The organism is Microbulbifer sp. MLAF003 (assembly GCF_030012965.1).
In the GTDB taxonomy this organism is placed as follows: Bacteria; Pseudomonadota; Gammaproteobacteria; order Pseudomonadales; family Cellvibrionaceae; genus Microbulbifer; species Microbulbifer variabilis.
In genome coordinates, this window is record NZ_CP120232.1 from 3,032,430 (window position 1) to 3,048,654 (window position 16,225).

General features: G+C 42.3%; 16 protein-coding genes. 2 read left to right on the forward strand and 14 right to left on the reverse strand.

The window, feature by feature from the left end; genetic code table 11:
* Positions 1–143 precede the first annotated feature (143 nt).
* From P3339_RS14420 to P3339_RS14445, 6 genes are all read right to left on the reverse strand, one after another.
* Positions 144–428, reverse strand: coding sequence for a hypothetical protein (locus P3339_RS14420; RefSeq protein WP_282950956.1), 285 nt, complete (start codon positions 426–428; stop codon positions 144–146).
* 42 nt (positions 429–470) lie between these two features.
* Positions 471–929, reverse strand: a complete 459-nt coding sequence (locus tag P3339_RS14425; protein ID WP_020414970.1) for a cupin domain-containing protein — start codon at positions 927–929, stop codon at positions 471–473.
* Positions 919–1,956 (reverse strand): hypothetical protein, encoded by a 1,038-nt coding sequence (locus P3339_RS14430; protein WP_282950957.1) that lies wholly within the window; start codon positions 1,954–1,956, stop codon positions 919–921. The genes P3339_RS14425 and P3339_RS14430 overlap by 11 nt, the downstream gene beginning before the upstream one ends.
* Positions 1,957–2,237: 281 nt before the next feature.
* Positions 2,238–2,645, reverse strand: a complete 408-nt coding sequence (locus tag P3339_RS14435) for a PaaI family thioesterase (protein WP_020414967.1) — start codon at positions 2,643–2,645, stop codon at positions 2,238–2,240.
* Between the two features lie 88 nt (positions 2,646–2,733).
* Positions 2,734–3,357 carry a thiaminase II/PqqC family protein gene (locus tag P3339_RS14440; RefSeq protein ID WP_282950958.1) on the reverse strand — a complete coding sequence of 208 codons (624 nt, stop codon included), beginning with the start codon at positions 3,355–3,357 and terminating at the stop codon, positions 2,734–2,736.
* 431 nt (positions 3,358–3,788) lie between these two features.
* Entirely contained in the window at positions 3,789–4,319 is a 531-nt protein-coding gene (locus P3339_RS14445) for a P-loop NTPase family protein (RefSeq protein ID WP_282950959.1), read from the reverse strand.
* Positions 4,320–4,653: 334 nt separating this feature from the next.
* On the opposite strand from P3339_RS14445, the gene P3339_RS14450 reads away from it, so the two are divergent.
* Entirely contained in the window at positions 4,654–5,205 is a 552-nt protein-coding gene (locus P3339_RS14450; RefSeq protein ID WP_282950960.1) for a peroxiredoxin-like family protein, read from the forward strand.
* Between the two features lie 132 nt (positions 5,206–5,337).
* Here P3339_RS14450 and P3339_RS14455 read toward each other — a convergent pair whose 3' ends face one another.
* The 4 genes from P3339_RS14455 to P3339_RS14470 form a co-directional block, all read right to left on the reverse strand.
* Positions 5,338–5,820, reverse strand: a complete 483-nt coding sequence (locus P3339_RS14455) for a GNAT family N-acetyltransferase (RefSeq protein WP_282950961.1) — start codon at positions 5,818–5,820, stop codon at positions 5,338–5,340.
* Between the two features lie 82 nt (positions 5,821–5,902).
* Positions 5,903–6,511: a macro domain-containing protein gene (locus P3339_RS14460; RefSeq protein ID WP_282950962.1), complete on the reverse strand. Its 609-nt coding sequence runs from the start codon at positions 6,509–6,511 to the stop codon at positions 5,903–5,905.
* A gap of 126 nt (positions 6,512–6,637) precedes the next feature.
* Entirely contained in the window at positions 6,638–6,973 is a 336-nt protein-coding gene (locus P3339_RS14465; RefSeq protein WP_020414961.1) for a DMT family transporter, read from the reverse strand.
* Positions 6,974–8,057: 1,084 nt separating this feature from the next.
* Positions 8,058–10,340, reverse strand: a complete 2,283-nt coding sequence (locus P3339_RS14470) for a TonB-dependent receptor (RefSeq protein WP_282950963.1) — start codon at positions 10,338–10,340, stop codon at positions 8,058–8,060.
* A 400-nt stretch (positions 10,341–10,740) separates the two neighbouring features.
* Here P3339_RS14470 and P3339_RS14475 point away from each other — a divergent pair, with 400 nt between their 5' ends.
* Entirely contained in the window at positions 10,741–11,097 is a 357-nt protein-coding gene (locus tag P3339_RS14475; protein ID WP_083922811.1) for a hypothetical protein, read from the forward strand.
* 279 nt (positions 11,098–11,376) lie between these two features.
* On the opposite strand, the gene P3339_RS14480 is transcribed toward P3339_RS14475, so the two are convergent.
* The 4 genes from P3339_RS14480 to P3339_RS14495 form a co-directional block, all read right to left on the reverse strand.
* Positions 11,377–12,069, reverse strand: coding sequence for a M12 family metallo-peptidase (locus P3339_RS14480; RefSeq protein WP_282950964.1), 693 nt, complete (start codon positions 12,067–12,069; stop codon positions 11,377–11,379).
* Between the two features lie 281 nt (positions 12,070–12,350).
* Positions 12,351–13,028, reverse strand: a complete 678-nt coding sequence (locus tag P3339_RS14485) for a protease inhibitor BamI-like protein (protein WP_282950965.1) — start codon at positions 13,026–13,028, stop codon at positions 12,351–12,353.
* A gap of 1,250 nt (positions 13,029–14,278) precedes the next feature.
* The gene (locus P3339_RS14490; protein WP_282950966.1) at positions 14,279–15,100 is read right to left on the reverse strand and encodes a reprolysin-like metallopeptidase; all 822 of its coding nucleotides are present in this window, start codon (positions 15,098–15,100) and stop codon (positions 14,279–14,281) included.
* A 246-nt stretch (positions 15,101–15,346) separates the two neighbouring features.
* A complete protein-coding gene (locus P3339_RS14495) occupies positions 15,347–15,961 on the reverse strand; it encodes a protease inhibitor BamI-like protein (protein ID WP_282950967.1) in 615 nt (204 codons plus the stop codon).
* Positions 15,962–16,225: the final 264 nt, after the last annotated feature.

A 16,225-nucleotide genomic window follows, 5' to 3' on the forward strand; every position in this document is an offset into this window, starting at 1 on the left:
CGCTATACAAGCTGAGTAGCAGGTTTGGAAACTGGCTACTCAGCTTTACCGGAGCATAGTCATATTTGGTAGTCACTTCTGTGTGGAGAGGGAAAAGATCCATGTTAGGGGCAAGTACACTTCGGTAAATCTCACTTGAGCTCTTAACGAGCACTGAGGTTTCGACCAAAAACAAATCCAAAGAGCAAATGTGATATGAACAGAATAATAACCATCCAATAGGCCGGGAATAGATTCATCCACAAAGCATATATTGCATAAAAATGCAGCAAAATTAACAAGCCCCAAACACAATAGCCCAACCAGCTTACAAACTTGTCATGTGCCTGCGCAAAGTTGGCAACTCCCAATCCCCAGGCAAGGAAAACCCAAACTAAAGACCAGCCAAAAAGTAAAGTTAAGGAAATATTTACTCCCAGCTCAAACATATCTATCCACTCCCTCTACATCCAGTCAGTTCATATGTATTGCTATGGCTCTATAAACTTTTGAAAACCGGAGTCTATACTTCGTAGCTTATTGGCCGTACCTGACCGTGGATCAATTATCTCAAAATCAGAGAAATCAAAGCCGGGGCCGACAGAACAACCCACCAGAACCGATTCTCCGATAGGTTCAGCTGCCTGCCAGACCCCAGCAGGAATAACATCACAGAAAGTATTACATTGTGTAGAAAGCTCAGTTCGCTTAACTTCCTTACCTAACCCATCCCAGGTATAGAGATACAATCCAGCGCCTTGATACAGGTTCCATACTTCATCTGATTGCACCCTATGAAAACGACTAACCTCCCCATTATTCAATGAAAAATAAATATGTGTAAGGGCAGACCTTTTCTGCCCATCTTGATTGGTAACTACAGTATTAGACCTGAATACCTCAAGATATCTTCCACCCTCAGGATGTTCAGACAGGTTTTTAGGTTGCACTTTTATTTCCCCACATTTTAAATTTAGTCAATTCTTTACTCTTCTCTTTTGAAAGGGCTTTAGCAATATTGGTTATAGCTTCATCCATGGAGACCAAGCCATCAAGATACGGCATCCAATATTTATCAAGAAGTACCTTATAGTCCCAGTGTCCTCTATATAACCCATTTGCTTTCGCATAGGCCGTATAATTAGGCTCAACCCTTGAAACAGCCCTTCTCACAGTCTCGCCAACTGTATAAAACTGAATCGGATGCCATATCCCCTTTTTGTCAGCCACACCAAACTTGTCAAATTCTTTATCAATCAGTCTTCGGAGTGTACTTTTTCTTCCAACACTACTAACGTGAGACAGTTCATGAAAGAACATTTCCAAAGCCAACCAGCCACTATAATCTGGATAGGTGCTATTGATGATAGTTTGGTGGCTTCTTGCAGAAGTTGTCGCCCCCTGGCGCAAGCCCGGCTTGTAAGTAATATTGATCGTATGAGTATTAACTATTAAATCTTCAGCAAACAATCTCTCAAGATCTGCAGATATTTTATTGCCATACCTCTTTAGCTTAAATTGCAACTCCTGATGCCACTCCAGATTCTTCTCTAAGTGCTTCCCCCACAGGGTTGCATTATATAATGGAGCAATCTCATTTATATGGTGACCCAACGTATTCTCTGCCTCACTATTGTCAATACCCTTACCGGTCATCAGAGCTTCAGTTAAATTTGCTATTTCAGATTCAGACCTAACAATATGAATATTATTTTCCGCCCCAAGTTTACGATAATCTTTAATCGCCTTCTCAAAGATGGAAATCTTACTAGAAGTGATGGCACCATTACTCTTGAACTCCTCCAGAGCATCCCTATCTCTTGCCAACTCATACAGGAAAAGATGTAAATTCAATAAAGGATCACTTTTGAATATGACACCTCCCCAGCTACCAATTTGATTTCGCTTCGGGTCGTCAGCAACAGTTGATAAAGAAATCAATAAGAGAGTGAGTACCAACAATAGAATTTTAATCATGAAAGAACGCCAGGGCTATATACTTGATATTAACTTCACTGGTGGTATGACTTGGGAACCCATACAAAGTTTTATAAAATATGACTATATTAGAAAAATTCACAGCGGTACCAAATCTCACACCAGAATCATATTGGTACATAGAATAAAGCTACCTATGAGCCACAGTTAAGCCGGCTAATAGCCATGGGATTTTAAAAAAGTATTTTTTCTCAATATGCCCATGACATAATCAATACTTCTCCATTAAGGTGCTTCTCTACAATATCCTACAGATGGGACTATGGGTACAACAGCATTTGCGTACAGCGAAAGAGAGAAATTTTTTTACCAGTTTTTAGGCAAAGCACTACAGCATCCCAAACCTGAGTAGTGCGCCCTTTATGTATAGGGCTCGCGATGCACTCTACTCTTCCCTCCCGTACAGTACTTAAGTGATTCGATTTCAGTTCTATAGTAGTAAAACCCGTTGCAGTCTTTGGTAAATTTGCAATACAGCCAATACCACAAGCAGTATCTGCCAATGAAACAACACTACCGGCATGCAGGTATCCATTTGGAGCTAAATGCGACGCTGTAATATCCATTTCTGCGCATATTTTTAACTCATCCAAATTAATAATTTTTATACCAAGTAGTTCAGGCAACCTCCCAGCACACATATCATTGAAATACTTTATGTCTTTCATAAGCCAATATATTGTTTATATCAAGTTTATTATATTAGTCAATTCATCTATTCCCGATACTCTCTACCATAAAGAACCAATAAACTGGTTAATTGGAATTCCGTTTGGTATCACCAGAATTTTCCAGTGCTCGCCAGAATTCCTTTTCATAGGACTGAATAAGCCTAACACGTGTTTCGATATTTAACTCACTTATTCCTGAAGCCAAACCCTTGGCAACTATATCTATTACTTGCTCTCGAAATCCAGGGGGCAATTCTCTAAAACTGATTAAGAATGCGAGCTGGCTGTCTGACATTTTCTTATTCTGTTTAAGCGCCTTAGCCATGCGTCCAACATTTTTACCAAAACTCTGAAAATTGATCAACAATGCAGCAGCAATTTCCGCAGGCATAGCATAATTTGCCAACCACGTAGTATAAGCTGGGTATGCTTGTGCTCCGGCTAATGGTTGGTACTCGTTAATTTGTTTATCAGAGATCTCTAGGGCCTTGATAAGAGCTGGCAACTGCTCACTGGCCATAACCTCACCGGTGACCAGCCGAGTAAAGAACTGTCGAACTATTTGACTTGAGGAACCTCCAAATCGATGTAAAGATAATGCATTGCTACGAAGATCTGACTGAATGATCAAATGCTGTTCCAACGCAAATGCTTGCAATACTGAATCTGGCAATACATTGTCCTCAAGTTTTTTAATAATAATGGGCACCTCATTACTAAGGTATTTTTTTCAAGCTGTTGGATCAAACTCTCCGCTTTATGCCGATCTTCCTTAGTCGTAAAAGCAATTGATTGAGCCGTAGTATTTAGGGCAAGTACCACAATAAGCCCAACTTTTAGAAAGATGTCTCGAGTCACCTGGCAATGCTCCGATAATAAAAACACTAAGCATAGCACCGTTAAGAGAAATTGATTGAGATAGACAAAGGAAGAGTTTAATGCCTAAGAAAGGCCTGCAGTTATAAAACAACACCGGCTCAAACACTTAGACATTGCCCTATACCCGGGATATCAATTTGTATGCAGCAAAGAATGACAACTTATAAAATTTTACAATCAAGCAATCGAAACAAAATTGAATATGGGCAAAACCATGTATTTTAGACATAAATACACCTATTTATTTGATAAGTTTACCGGCTAAATATTAGTATCAGTTCTCGAAAATCGATGCGCAAAACTATTAATCTCATCTACCTTCTCAATCCTGTATATCTTTTTGTTTTCGCCTAGAGATTGTATTTTATCAAATAATTCATCACTCCAGAATCTGGGTGATAATCGCAAGTATTGCCAGCTTGCGAATGTACCTTTTAGAACGGAACTGCCCTCAGGCCAACCTACGGGCCTCACAAAACAACTTTTTAACAACCTTTTAGTAATCCACCAGTAATGAATATAATATGGCAAGTCAACAATAATGAGCGTATCGGCTGCATCAATACGTGCCCAAAACGACTCCATCGTACCCAAGCCATCAATTATCCAGTTATCAGATTCAATTAGTTCAGAGTGTTCGCCCAAAAAATCTTCAGGAGAAATACGCTCACCATTTTTATTATACTCTACCGTATCCAGTGGGAAATATTTAAGACCCGTAACAGCAGCCAGATTCATGGCAAGAGTAGACTTTCCTCCCCCAGGCTTTCCAAATATCGCTACTTTCTTCATTTTATGATGACTTCTGCTTACCCTTAATTCAAAATCGATAACGGATATTAATACTATCTCGCGTTACTGATTAAAAAAAACATCCAAAAAAGCGCCAATTTTCTTTCTACCAAACCAAATACACTTACTCTGGCTGACCGAATTTCAGCTATATTGACAGCTATGTCGACAGTATTAATTGCGCTTCACCAGAAAATAGGTAACTTGATGTATTTATGGTTATACAAAACTTCACAATCAATGAAATCACAGTGCCTGTCTAGATTCTAAACCAAACTTTTACAGTTTAAAATCTACTTGTTCAAACAGCTGCAACACATTCTACAGAATGATAATGAGAAGAAAACAATGCGAATCCCCCCAACATCCTGTACCTAATCTGGTCGTGGAAACCTTATCATCCGGTACATTTGACTTATCTAAAGACGCCCCCGGTTACGCAACTCTGGTTGTGTTCTATCGTGGCTTTCACTGCCCTATCTGCGTTTCTTACTTGAAGGAACTTGGCCGTTTGACGCCTGAATTCCTTGCGAAAGGAGTTAAAACAATAGCAGTATCCTCAGACGACAAAAATAATGCCATAAAGATGGCTGAAAAGGTTGCTTACCCTGATTTACGTATTGGCTATAATTTGCCCCTGCAAGTCGCAAAAGAGTGGGGCCTTTACCTTTCATCAGGTCATGGAGCCACTTCTGTAGGTATCGAAAAGCCTATCCTTTTCTCTGAACCAGGTGTGTTTCTGGTTCGGAATGATAGCACGCTCTATTTTGCCATAGTGCAAACCATGCCTTTCGTGCGTCCACATTTCAAAGAAATGATCGGAGCACTCGAATTTGTCCAAGAAAACGATTATCCAGCACGTGGTGAGTACATTGGATCGGTCTAATTCTTTGAAGATAATGAGTATCTATCTTCGGCGTTGAGTGACACCACTGCTAGTATTGGCCATCTAGTTCCATCCCCCCCAATTTATAACTGTCCTTATAATCGGGCTTTCTAGGGGATACCACTCAGATTATTAAATACTATCCATAAGGCTACGCCTTACATCAATAAAATAGGTGTTAAAGCTGCGCCCCAGTTGATATGTCTTAATCACTCGACTCGCAATTTTACTCAATACTTTATAATCTGGCCTGGTATCCAACAAATGAAATAGCACTTCTTTATGTTTGAGTTCATTTGCCCAACGCATCAAAACCTTGAACAAACTTATCCCTAGCCCCCAAAATTTCTGGGATAAGACAATTGCCAGCTCATAACCATGATCATCTGGCTGGATCCCACACCACCCGGCAATTTTACCGTCTATGCAGACAGCTCTAACTCGACAACCTGGAAGAGAGTCAACTATAAGTTTGGCCTCGACCCAGTGTTTCAGAGAATTGTCATCAAAGTATGCGTGATCAATCAGATGCATTCTGAGTTTATCTTCATTAAGAACAGCTAATAATTCCTTCTGGTTTATAGCGTTGAGCCTCCTGAATTCGACTGTATTCATAACTAGCTGCTCCGGAAATACTGACCATTAATATTGAACTACAAAAATCCAGTATCAATTCAATAAAATTTATCAAAAAATCTTAGTATGTTAATTGTAACTTTTTATGGGACTCATGAATCTCATTATAACTTGGAATCCTGGAAGGCTTGGACAGATAACTATAGGCCGCCCTCATATGTCCCGCACAGCGCCTAACTGATAAGTTGCCTATTCCCGTACCCAATCCTGAACATACAATTGAATTTATCTGACAGCCATTAGGTGACTGATTGAACATCTGAACGGAATTTAGAATAGCCCTGAAAGCATGATAAGCATTTAACGTAGTGGATATATCTTCTGGCACGCGCATTGTTGGAGCAGCTATAAGGTACGGCCAACTGTCATTAGATGTTGGAACTATTATTGCCGCCCCTACAGGTAGCTCACCATGGAAATCAGACTTGATTCTTTCCTGTAACCTCTCCTCAACTTCAAAACCCAATGTATTCCGGATTGGAAGATCCAAACCTCCATCCATAATTCCAAAGCTATTGGCCGGACTCACCATGGCATCGGCGGATATCGAAAAATAATCTCCCTCTACAACTTCAAAAATATCAATTCCTTCAAAAACCTGACGCCAGGCTTCCACCAGGTCTTTTGACCTATCTATTAGATAGATTTTATTAGGTAACATTAATTCCATCCTGCATCTGTTGTTTTATCAGTAGTTTGCCATCTAAAAGGCCTGAGCTTACTGCCAGGTAATTTTAAGCCTGGGAAGTTTCGGGCAACGTAGCGATACCCAAATTGCTCATTAGTGGATAATGACCTAAGCAGACACATCCGAAGATGCAACCAACTTGAGGCCTACCACACCTAGCACTATAAGAGATATACAAGCAATACGCGCAAGCGTTATTGGCTCATTGAACCATACAACACCAAGTACTGCGACACCTACTGCTCCTATACCAACCCATATAGCATAAGATGTGCCTATTGGTATATATTTAAGCGAATATGACAGAAAGGCAAAACTAATCCACATAGCCATGACAGTAATTACGGATGGCCACAACTTGGTAAAACCTTCCGAATATTTCATACTCACAGCCCACACAATCTCAAAGAGCCCCGCTACGAACAAGCTAATCCACGCTCCCATATATTCAAAACCACCTTTAATTTTATATAAATTATTAGCTTATCAAATATAAGCCTTACCACAGTATAAATTATAATTATCCCATATAGAAAATCCACCAATCTTTAAATTCATTGTTTCACTACTAAAAACAGTATCAGCATTTTAAAATAAAATTCCAACAAAATATATTTCTATTTCAAGTCTTGAAGGCAATCTTTGAAAGTGCTTATACCAATTAAAAACCTACGCAAAATATCCCCTGCAAGGCGTAAAATTTGAACACTAACTTCAGCGCTTCGCCATTAATTTTATACGCAGCTTCAGACCCTTTATTTCTCCTAGCAGCTATAAAATTCTTTAAAAGAAAAAACATTACAATTAATAGTAATCCAATAGAGAATAGACCCAAAGAAATATGAAGGGCTCTTTCGACAGAGAAAAATCCGGGCAGCCTGTTTGCCAGAGGGTCCAGTGATATCCTAGCTTCGATGCCAGGTTAACGTCACCACTACTAAGTACTATGAATATCTCTCCATTATCAGGGTTGATTCTCACCGCACTATGAATTGCAGGCGCATTGATACCATCGTGCTCATAAATATAACTCCCATTCTCGGTGGGAACGTACAATTTTATTTTTATTGTTTTAGCACCATGGGTGAATAACATTTAAATAGCTATCTGAAGGATAGCAACCAGCATAACAACAACCTAGTGAGGGTTCTGCTAATTGATCTGACTTGTGCATTTAAGAAGAACCCCTCTAAGAGGCACAATTCAAGCTTTTCACCCCAGAGAAACCTCATATTTCATCACAAAAATGGACTCTATTTTTGATGATTCAATTACAGTAAATAACAAACACAGATAGTATAAGCTTCTTGTCTATCTATTTCATATCCCAAAAGGGCGTGAAACTTATATTACTTTTATACAGGCGGGAAACCAATTTAGGCAAAGGCATCCAAAAAAGAGCGCGATGGCACTAGTTGTTACTTATCAGGAAGGTAAGTCGAAAGGGTGCCCGATGGGGAGATACAAAAAAGCCGCACGCTGGAGTTCGTGCGGCAAAGCTTAAAATACCTTTGGGAGAGGTATGGGATTAAAAATCGTAGGCCACGCTTAGCTTGATATTACGCGGCAAAATATAGCGAACATTGGAAGCAAGGGGATCACGGGGATCACCTTCAGTAATGCCATCCTCATCAGTCAAATTATCCACCGCCAGTTGTACGGTAATATCATTGAGATAGGCTACGGCCCCCAAGTCTACTTTCGTATAACCGGGTAGAGTTACTGAGTTTTCGCTATCGTTGAAGCGGTCACCTACCCGACTGATTCCTCCAAAAACAGCCATATCAATGTTGTTAATGGTAAAATCATAGTTCTGGCTCAGGCGAACCTGGTATTCGGGCTGGCGCATCACCTGATTACCTTTAAAGTCCCCACTGGTGATCTCCGGCTTTTGCAGGGTTGCATTCAGGCCTAATGTAAAATCACCCCAATGGGCTTTACCATCCAACTCAAGGCCTAGGGCTTCTGTTTCCAGGCGGGTACAAGTGGTACTACCAATAATGCAGTCTGGCATACCCTGGGTTTCATTGTAGAAGAGCGTGGCAAACAGCGAGTAGTCTTGGTCCTGCAATTTGTAGCCCAGCTCGTATTGGTCGATGTCGATGATTAGATCGGAACCGGCAAGGAAGCTCCCACCAAACTCGCGATAGTTATCAAAGTCCGCGAATTTAAAGCCGGAATTAATTCGGAAGAAAGTTCCCATATTTTCCGCAAAGGCCCAATCCACTGCAGCGGTGTAGGCGAATCCATCTTCATCCGCCTTGTAAGTGGTAAAGACCCCATTGCGCTCGCCATCGTCAACGGAGTAATTGGTCTCACGGTTGGCGGAACGAACCCCTAAGTCGAAAGTAAAATCACCCAGGTAGAATTCACTGGCGAGATAAAAGGCGTTTTCGCGGGCATCACCCACAGCTTCAAGGTCGTAGCTCCAGCAGAGGATGGGATCCAGCTCCTCATCATCACAGGAGATATCTTCCGCAATTTGCTCGCCATCGTGACCAAGTACATAGTAATCCTGATTTCCAAGGGACCACCACTCGTCTACTTCCCAGCTAGAGGTGTAATAGCCCGCTGTAACCTTGAAGCTGTCCCATTCTTTGGACAGGCTGATATCGTTGGTAGTTGCCTCGATATCCTTCCGCACTACCCAGGCGCCAAACTGTTGTAACAGGGTATCGTCGCTGACTTCTGCCCCAGACACTGTAGTAGCTGAAGTTACAGCTGTACCATCGGTGTATCGCAGATCACCGATTGAGACCGGACCTCCATTGGGCACAAAGCCCAGGGTGTCGGCATTGCCACTGGTAAGTCCAAATCTTTCAGTAAGACTCCATCCATTACCCAGGTCCAGCTCAAGGTAGGCACCGGCTACGCTGCCATCCCAGCCACGCCCTTCACCCATATCGAAGGTTTCCCAGCTTGTTTCTGAGCCACCATTCCCGTCGGCCTGGGAAACAGGTACTGAAACCTTGCGGTTGCTGGGGCCAACTTGAGTGTAATCAGTTGCCAAAAAAGAGGCATTTGGCAGGTACCAGGTGCCGGTATCTTTGGTATCGCGTATATAGAAACCGGCTTTGCCATTATCCATTTCCTTGGTGAGGTGCAAGGTAAACTGGTGGCCTTCCTCGGCATCAAAGCCAGCATCGCGAATGCCGGGAGAAGAGCTCACATAGCCGCCCATCATGAAGTACACATCTTCGCTGAGCTTCCCCGTCAGGAGGGCATCCGCCCTCTGAAGATCATAATCAGAGGTGGTGTACTTAAAGCGGCCCTCGGTCTCTTCAGTACCCTCTTTCAGAATAAAGTTGGTAGTAAGACCAGGCTGGCCATTGGAATATACCGGATTGGGTCCACCGCGCAGGCCTTCTACACGCTGGATGGTCTCATCCACACGGAACAAGGAGGAATTTTCCATGAAAGAGAGTGTCGGAGCCGGATATAACGGCAAACCATTCATAGAAACCGTAACAAACGGTGCATCGCTGCCACCAGGAAAGCCTCGAACATCAATGTTCGCACCAGACACACCACCAGAACTTTCAACCCAAAGGCCTGGGATGGACTTCAACAAATCCGCAGTACTTGATGGGGAGGCTTTACCTATTTCATCGTCACTCAGAGTGGTGATTGAGAAGCTGGCATCCAGCTTGCGCATACCGGAACCACCTGGGGTACCCGTAGTAATCACCTCTTCCATCACTAGATTTTCATCACTGCTTGGAGAAACAGCTTCTTGGGCGATCGCGATACTACAGAAGCCAAGTGATACTGCCGCCAGGGAGACTGCTCGCGCCAGAGGTTTCTTATTCATCAACACTTCCCTCTCATCGTCATTCTTATCTGATTTATTGGTGTTGGTGGCCGGCACAACAATGCAATCGATTGCAAAACCCAGCCAAACCTGTCCTGTGAGACGACACCGCGATAATGACTATAATCCGCCAATGCAATCGATTGCAAGCTGCATTTGAGGTCAAATCTATAACGATAGTCACACCGCTTACTAGAGGGCTCACGTATTTGGCCAGAATGCCCAGGCAGCGCCGAGCTTAGAAAAGTAAATCAGCAACTATCCCTTTGAAAGAGATCACCGGCATTCCTACAGTTCTTATTAAGCACCTAATGAATGGACGTGACCCGGTGGTATCCGGCTGTCTATTTAGTGAGTAGATGCTAAGAGCCCTGAGCACCATCTCATACGAGGATCTGTTATGGCCAACAACCACTGCCAGCAGGCACACAACCACTCCCACAAACACGGCCCCCACTGCGGCCATGCCGCCATCCAGCACGGCGACCACGTATGTTATGTACATGACGGGCATCTGCATCACCCTCATCAGGGTCACTACGATGAACATGTACTGGAAATAAGCAAGAGAAACCCAGATGCCTGCAATCCAGTTAAGACCGCCACTCACGCAACCCACGTGCATGGGGAGGACTGTGGGCACGAACGTATCCCCCATGGCGACCACTTTGATTACCTCGTGGAAGGGCGATTACACCATGTCCACGGGGATCACTGCGATGATCACGGGCCAGTAGATGTTGTACACGACAAATAAGTCAGGGGATTTTTATTGTTTGTACCATCTTGATTTCTGTTGGGATAGGATTTTTAGTACTGTTTGTATTTGCGTTAATTAATATTATTTTTATTGGAGCCAATAAAGAAATAGTATCGTGCTACCCAATCAGTATTTCATTTTTAAATAACTTTTTTACAGCAGAAAACCAGGAGAAGATCTCCTGGTTTTCTTTTAGCCTGTGAGACTAAATGCATATAGACACCTGAGTGTTAACAGGCGCTTACATGAAATGATCCAGCGAGATAAATTAACCGATTAGTAATAACCAGCAATATCGTCTACGATCGGGCCAATTGCACGGTATGCGTTTGAGATATCAACACCATTTCTTCTTTCACCACAAGGTAAACCATCACAGGCTACCCAATCCGGATCTGAGAAAATATCAAACTGGGTTGTAGTACCGAATACATGCGGATAAGCCATAATCGTAGTAAACCTATTTTGTACACCGTGGCCATAGCCATAGGAGTACACACCAGGAGTACCTTGCTGAGCAGTAGAGTGACTCAAGCCCATATTGTGACCAAGCTCATGGACAAAAGTATTGTAGCCACAGTCTACGGCAGTAATGCTATAAGCTTCATCACGGGTAGAAGCATACATTGTGCCATTGCTACCTTGACCAACCCAGGCGATACCACAAGTGGTATAACGACCATCAGTTTCGGCCATACCCAGCAAAATTATCATATCCGCATTTTTTGAGGCACGCCAGTTCTGGTAGCTGCTACTCGCGGTGATAGTATCAATGTCACTTTCTGTAGGGCGTCGATCTGTAGAAGTTCTCGCTGTGCCTACCAAGTTTAACTGGATATCAACAAGGTTATTTTTAAAAGAGTTATTGGCATAAGCAATATACTGATCAATTTTTGCAGAAATATCGCCAGTATAAGCTGCCGCTTGATCTGTATATACGATACCAACATCTACAGTTTCAGCATTCACATAGGCGGAAACTGAAGCAACTGCAACAGCAGCAGCTAAACTTTTTTGAGACTCATTATAGTCTTCCTTTTTATATTATTAATGCACGTGCTTTTTTTGGCAGTTAGAGAAATATATTAACAGCCCAAAAAACGTGCTTTTGCACCCTAACCCAAAAAGAAATTATCCTTTTTTTCCTAACCTACCGAGAAAATAAACTCTTGGTAATTATGGGCTACATCTAGACATATCCCTTGTCGACCTAAAGATTCGAAACTATATGGCCCTCACCTTTAGATTCTTTACAGCTCATCCTCTACTAAAAGATCTCCGCCTTCCAACTTTTTTCCTCGAGAGGATGGCTTTCTACGTAGGTCACCTTTTTCTACATGACCTTGTATTAACGCACCATTAGGCGCAATCCATGCAAAACCATCTTGCGCCTCCATAGTGTAAGAGCCCGACGGCAGGTTCAGCTGAGCATAAACCACATCCTTTCCTAGCGTTATTGTGGCCCCAAACAGACCTGCATGCCCCGGAAAGTTTAATTCCAAACTTTTGTTTCCGCTTGCGTGCTGTTGGATATTGCCCACCTGTGCATCGTAGTCACCCTCCACACCGGGAAGATCCATATCGACATACTCACCTATCTCTAAACTCCTCAACATATCCACGTTAAGCTCAAGATAGGTTTCACCCTTAAGATCTTTTGGCAGGCGACCATTCTCATGAAGAACCTGCTTGGCCAATTCTGACTCCTCCCAAAGAATACTTTCAACTTCTTCTAGAGGCTCATCCTTTGCAGGCGCTTCACCTTCAACAACTTCATCTAAGGAGTCCTCTACAGGAACTCTATCAATAGATACCTTAGGCTCTGAAACTTTTGCGACCTGTCTTTCAGTATTAGACTGCCCTTTAGGCCAAAAATAATATCCAGCTCCCAGCAAGACCACCAAAATAGGAAATAACAACTTTTTCACGGCTCACACCCCAAAATTCACTTATTAAAATAAAACTTCTGAAACCCCATCTTCCAGAAGTAATAAATTCCCGTAATTTTCAGCCAGGAAATTTCACTACCCAACATCCAACGCACCCGACCAGATTCAGACGACGAATGGTATCAAGACCTCAAAATTTTTTTTGAAAATAATTCACAGATAAGAAAAAAATAAAAATGATCAAAGTAAAATCATAAAAACCAAGCTTAAAAAACTGCAAACCGCATCGCAACCAGCAAACATGGGCTCATAAAAATAATGAGAAGTTCATCCACTCAACAACCTTAAATGGTTATATATTTATAACCAAAAAAAGAGCGAATTAATTACATCAAAAGATAGAAAAGGTACTTGCAAAATAAACCAGGCGGAAAAATAGAACAAAAAAAGGAGGGCAAAGCCCTCCTTGGAATAATAGAATTAACAGTCAGTACTTTCTTAACAAATCAAGAAAGTAAAATTAGATCAACAACAGCCGCCTACATCATCAATAATTGACTTCAATGTTCTGTAAGAGTCAGTTCGATTTTTTCGCTACACGGCAACCCTTTGAAGATTTTATCTGGATTTAAAAATGCATCCAGTTGTTCAGCGCCTCCGTATATTGTGGATACACCATAATGGTGGAGAAGCTGTTATTTACACTGCAGCTTAGCCTCCAGCTGTAAACATAACCAATGGCATCACTTGGATAACAAGAATAAATCAGCCCCATGTTGTAGCCCAACTCATAAATAAACGTAAGTTAGGTAGCCCCACAATCAATTCAGGTCAAACTATAGACCAGGCACTTAGCGCTGGATCCGCAACACCGCGACCACTCATTCCGCCCCAGGTAATTCACCACCCACGTTCAACGCACCCGACCAGCTTCAGACGAAGAATGGTATCAAGACCTCAAGATATTTTTTTGAAAACACTTCACAGATAAGAAAAATAAAAAATAACCAAAATTGAAGCCATCAACAAAATCTTAAGAAACTGCAAGCCTCATCGCAACCAACAAATATCGGTCCTTAAAAAAATTGAGAAGTTCACCCACTTAACAACGTTAAATGGTTATAAATCTATAACCAAAAAATAGATTGGTTGCACCAAAAGATAAAAAGACACTTATCAAACAAGCCAGCCAAAAAGCAAGGGAACAAAAAAGGGAGGGCAAAGCCCTCCCCAAAACAATGGAGTTAACGGTCAATAACTTCTTAACAGATCAAGAAAGTAAAAGTAGATTAATAATAGCCAGCTACATCATCAATAATCGGCTCCAATGCTCTGTGAGCATCAGCTCGATTTCTCTCGCCACACGGTAACCCGTTGCAGAGTTTGTCTGGATCAGAAAATGTATCCAGTCTTTCAGCGCTTCCAAATGCTGACGGATACGCCATAATAGTGGAGAAGCTGTTATTTACACCGTAGCCAAGCCCCCAGCGGTAAACATAACCACTGGTATCACCCTGTTGGCGAGAATGAGTCAGTCCCATGTTGTGGCCCAACTCATGAATAAATGTAAGGTCAGTACCCCCACAATCAACTGCGGTCAAACTATAGGCCAAGCGCTTGGCACTAGGGTCCATAACACCGCGACTACCTATTCCGCCCCAGGCTACCCCACAACGAGTACCAAGAAAATTCCCATCTTCCCAAACTGGTTCTCCCTTGCCTAACAGAGCAACCATATCGGCCTCAAAAAGTTGACGCTGCACCCCAACTGGGCCGGGAGCAACTTGCGCAATTTCATCGTAGGTCGGCGTACTATCCTGGGCAAAGTACTCAGCTAAGCCAGAAAATTCATTGAGGTTGTCCCCATTAATGAGGAGATCGTCCTTCGAGTACTCTCTAGAGTCTACCAATTCCAGCTGAATATCCAGACCATTATTTTCGTAGATACGGTTAGAGGTACTGATCAGATTATCGACCATTACGGAAATATCCCCGGTATACTGAGCCGCAGGATCGGTATACCAAACCGCAATTTTTATCGTCTCCGCACTTGCCGCCCCAGAGATGGTGAGAGCCGTTATTGCGGCAGCCAAACTATTTCTTAGCTTCATAGCAGTTCCTTTTATTATTAAATTATTTACCCCAATCTTTGCAATCCGACCAATGAAACCGGTTACATTTTTAGCCGCACTGACCAAATCACAAAATTTACTTGCCCTAACTGGAAAACAGATTACTTCCTGCTCTCTTCTCCACCTGTAAAAGCAATCGCTTCTGGCAGTAACAGGTACCTCAAGCAGCACTCCCTTTGCTGCTAGCCAGGTCAGAAAACTCCTGCCCCAACATTAGATAAATTCTTACTTTAATTTTACCTCTTCCTCCAAGTGACTCCTGGTTAAATCTTTTTTCGAAGCCACCCAGGCATAATTTCCCTGCGCCTCTAGGGAGTATGAGCCTGAAGGCAATGTTAAATTGCCATATACCGAGTTTTTGCCAATTGTGAAATTTACAAAATACACGCTGCCATAACCGGGCAAGTTCATTTGCACACTTTTATTACCACTGGCATGCTCCTGGACTTTATCCACCTGGGCATCGTAGCTTCCCTCCACTCCAGGCATTTCTATATCGACATAGTCTCCAATAGATAAATTCTTTAGAGCTTCTACATCGATCTCAAGATATGTCTCTCCATTTAAATCGACCGGCAAGCGTCCTGATTCATGTAAAACCTGCCTTGCGACATCCGATTCTGCCCACATCAAGGCACTATCAGAGTTCACCTCTTGCTCATTGGCGGAAGGCATTTCTACCACTTCTTCAGTAGATTTAGTTTCAGCTGGAACAATTTTCTTGGAGGGAGGTGAGACTGGTTTTTCAGTAATTGGTTGTGGGCTATCTGTTTGACTCTTTGCCCAGAAGAAATACCCTCCCGCACAAAGGAGAGCAATCAGTGGAATTATTTTTCTCATTAGCTTCTCACTGCAAAATATTTATGTTAGTTCAGAGAAAATCCCAATAGTGCTGATTACTTAATGAGCTACACCAAAATCGAGACTTAACCTTTCTTAACATGGACCACTATGCTGAGACGCTTAATGCTAATTTCCACGCAATTAATTTTTCAGAAATATTTCACAAAAATGTCATCCCCGTATGGGTAGCCTGTGAGCGTTCTCTGACTTTACCTGCTGGATAGGAAAAAATATCGACAGGTTCCTGAAAAATGACAACAA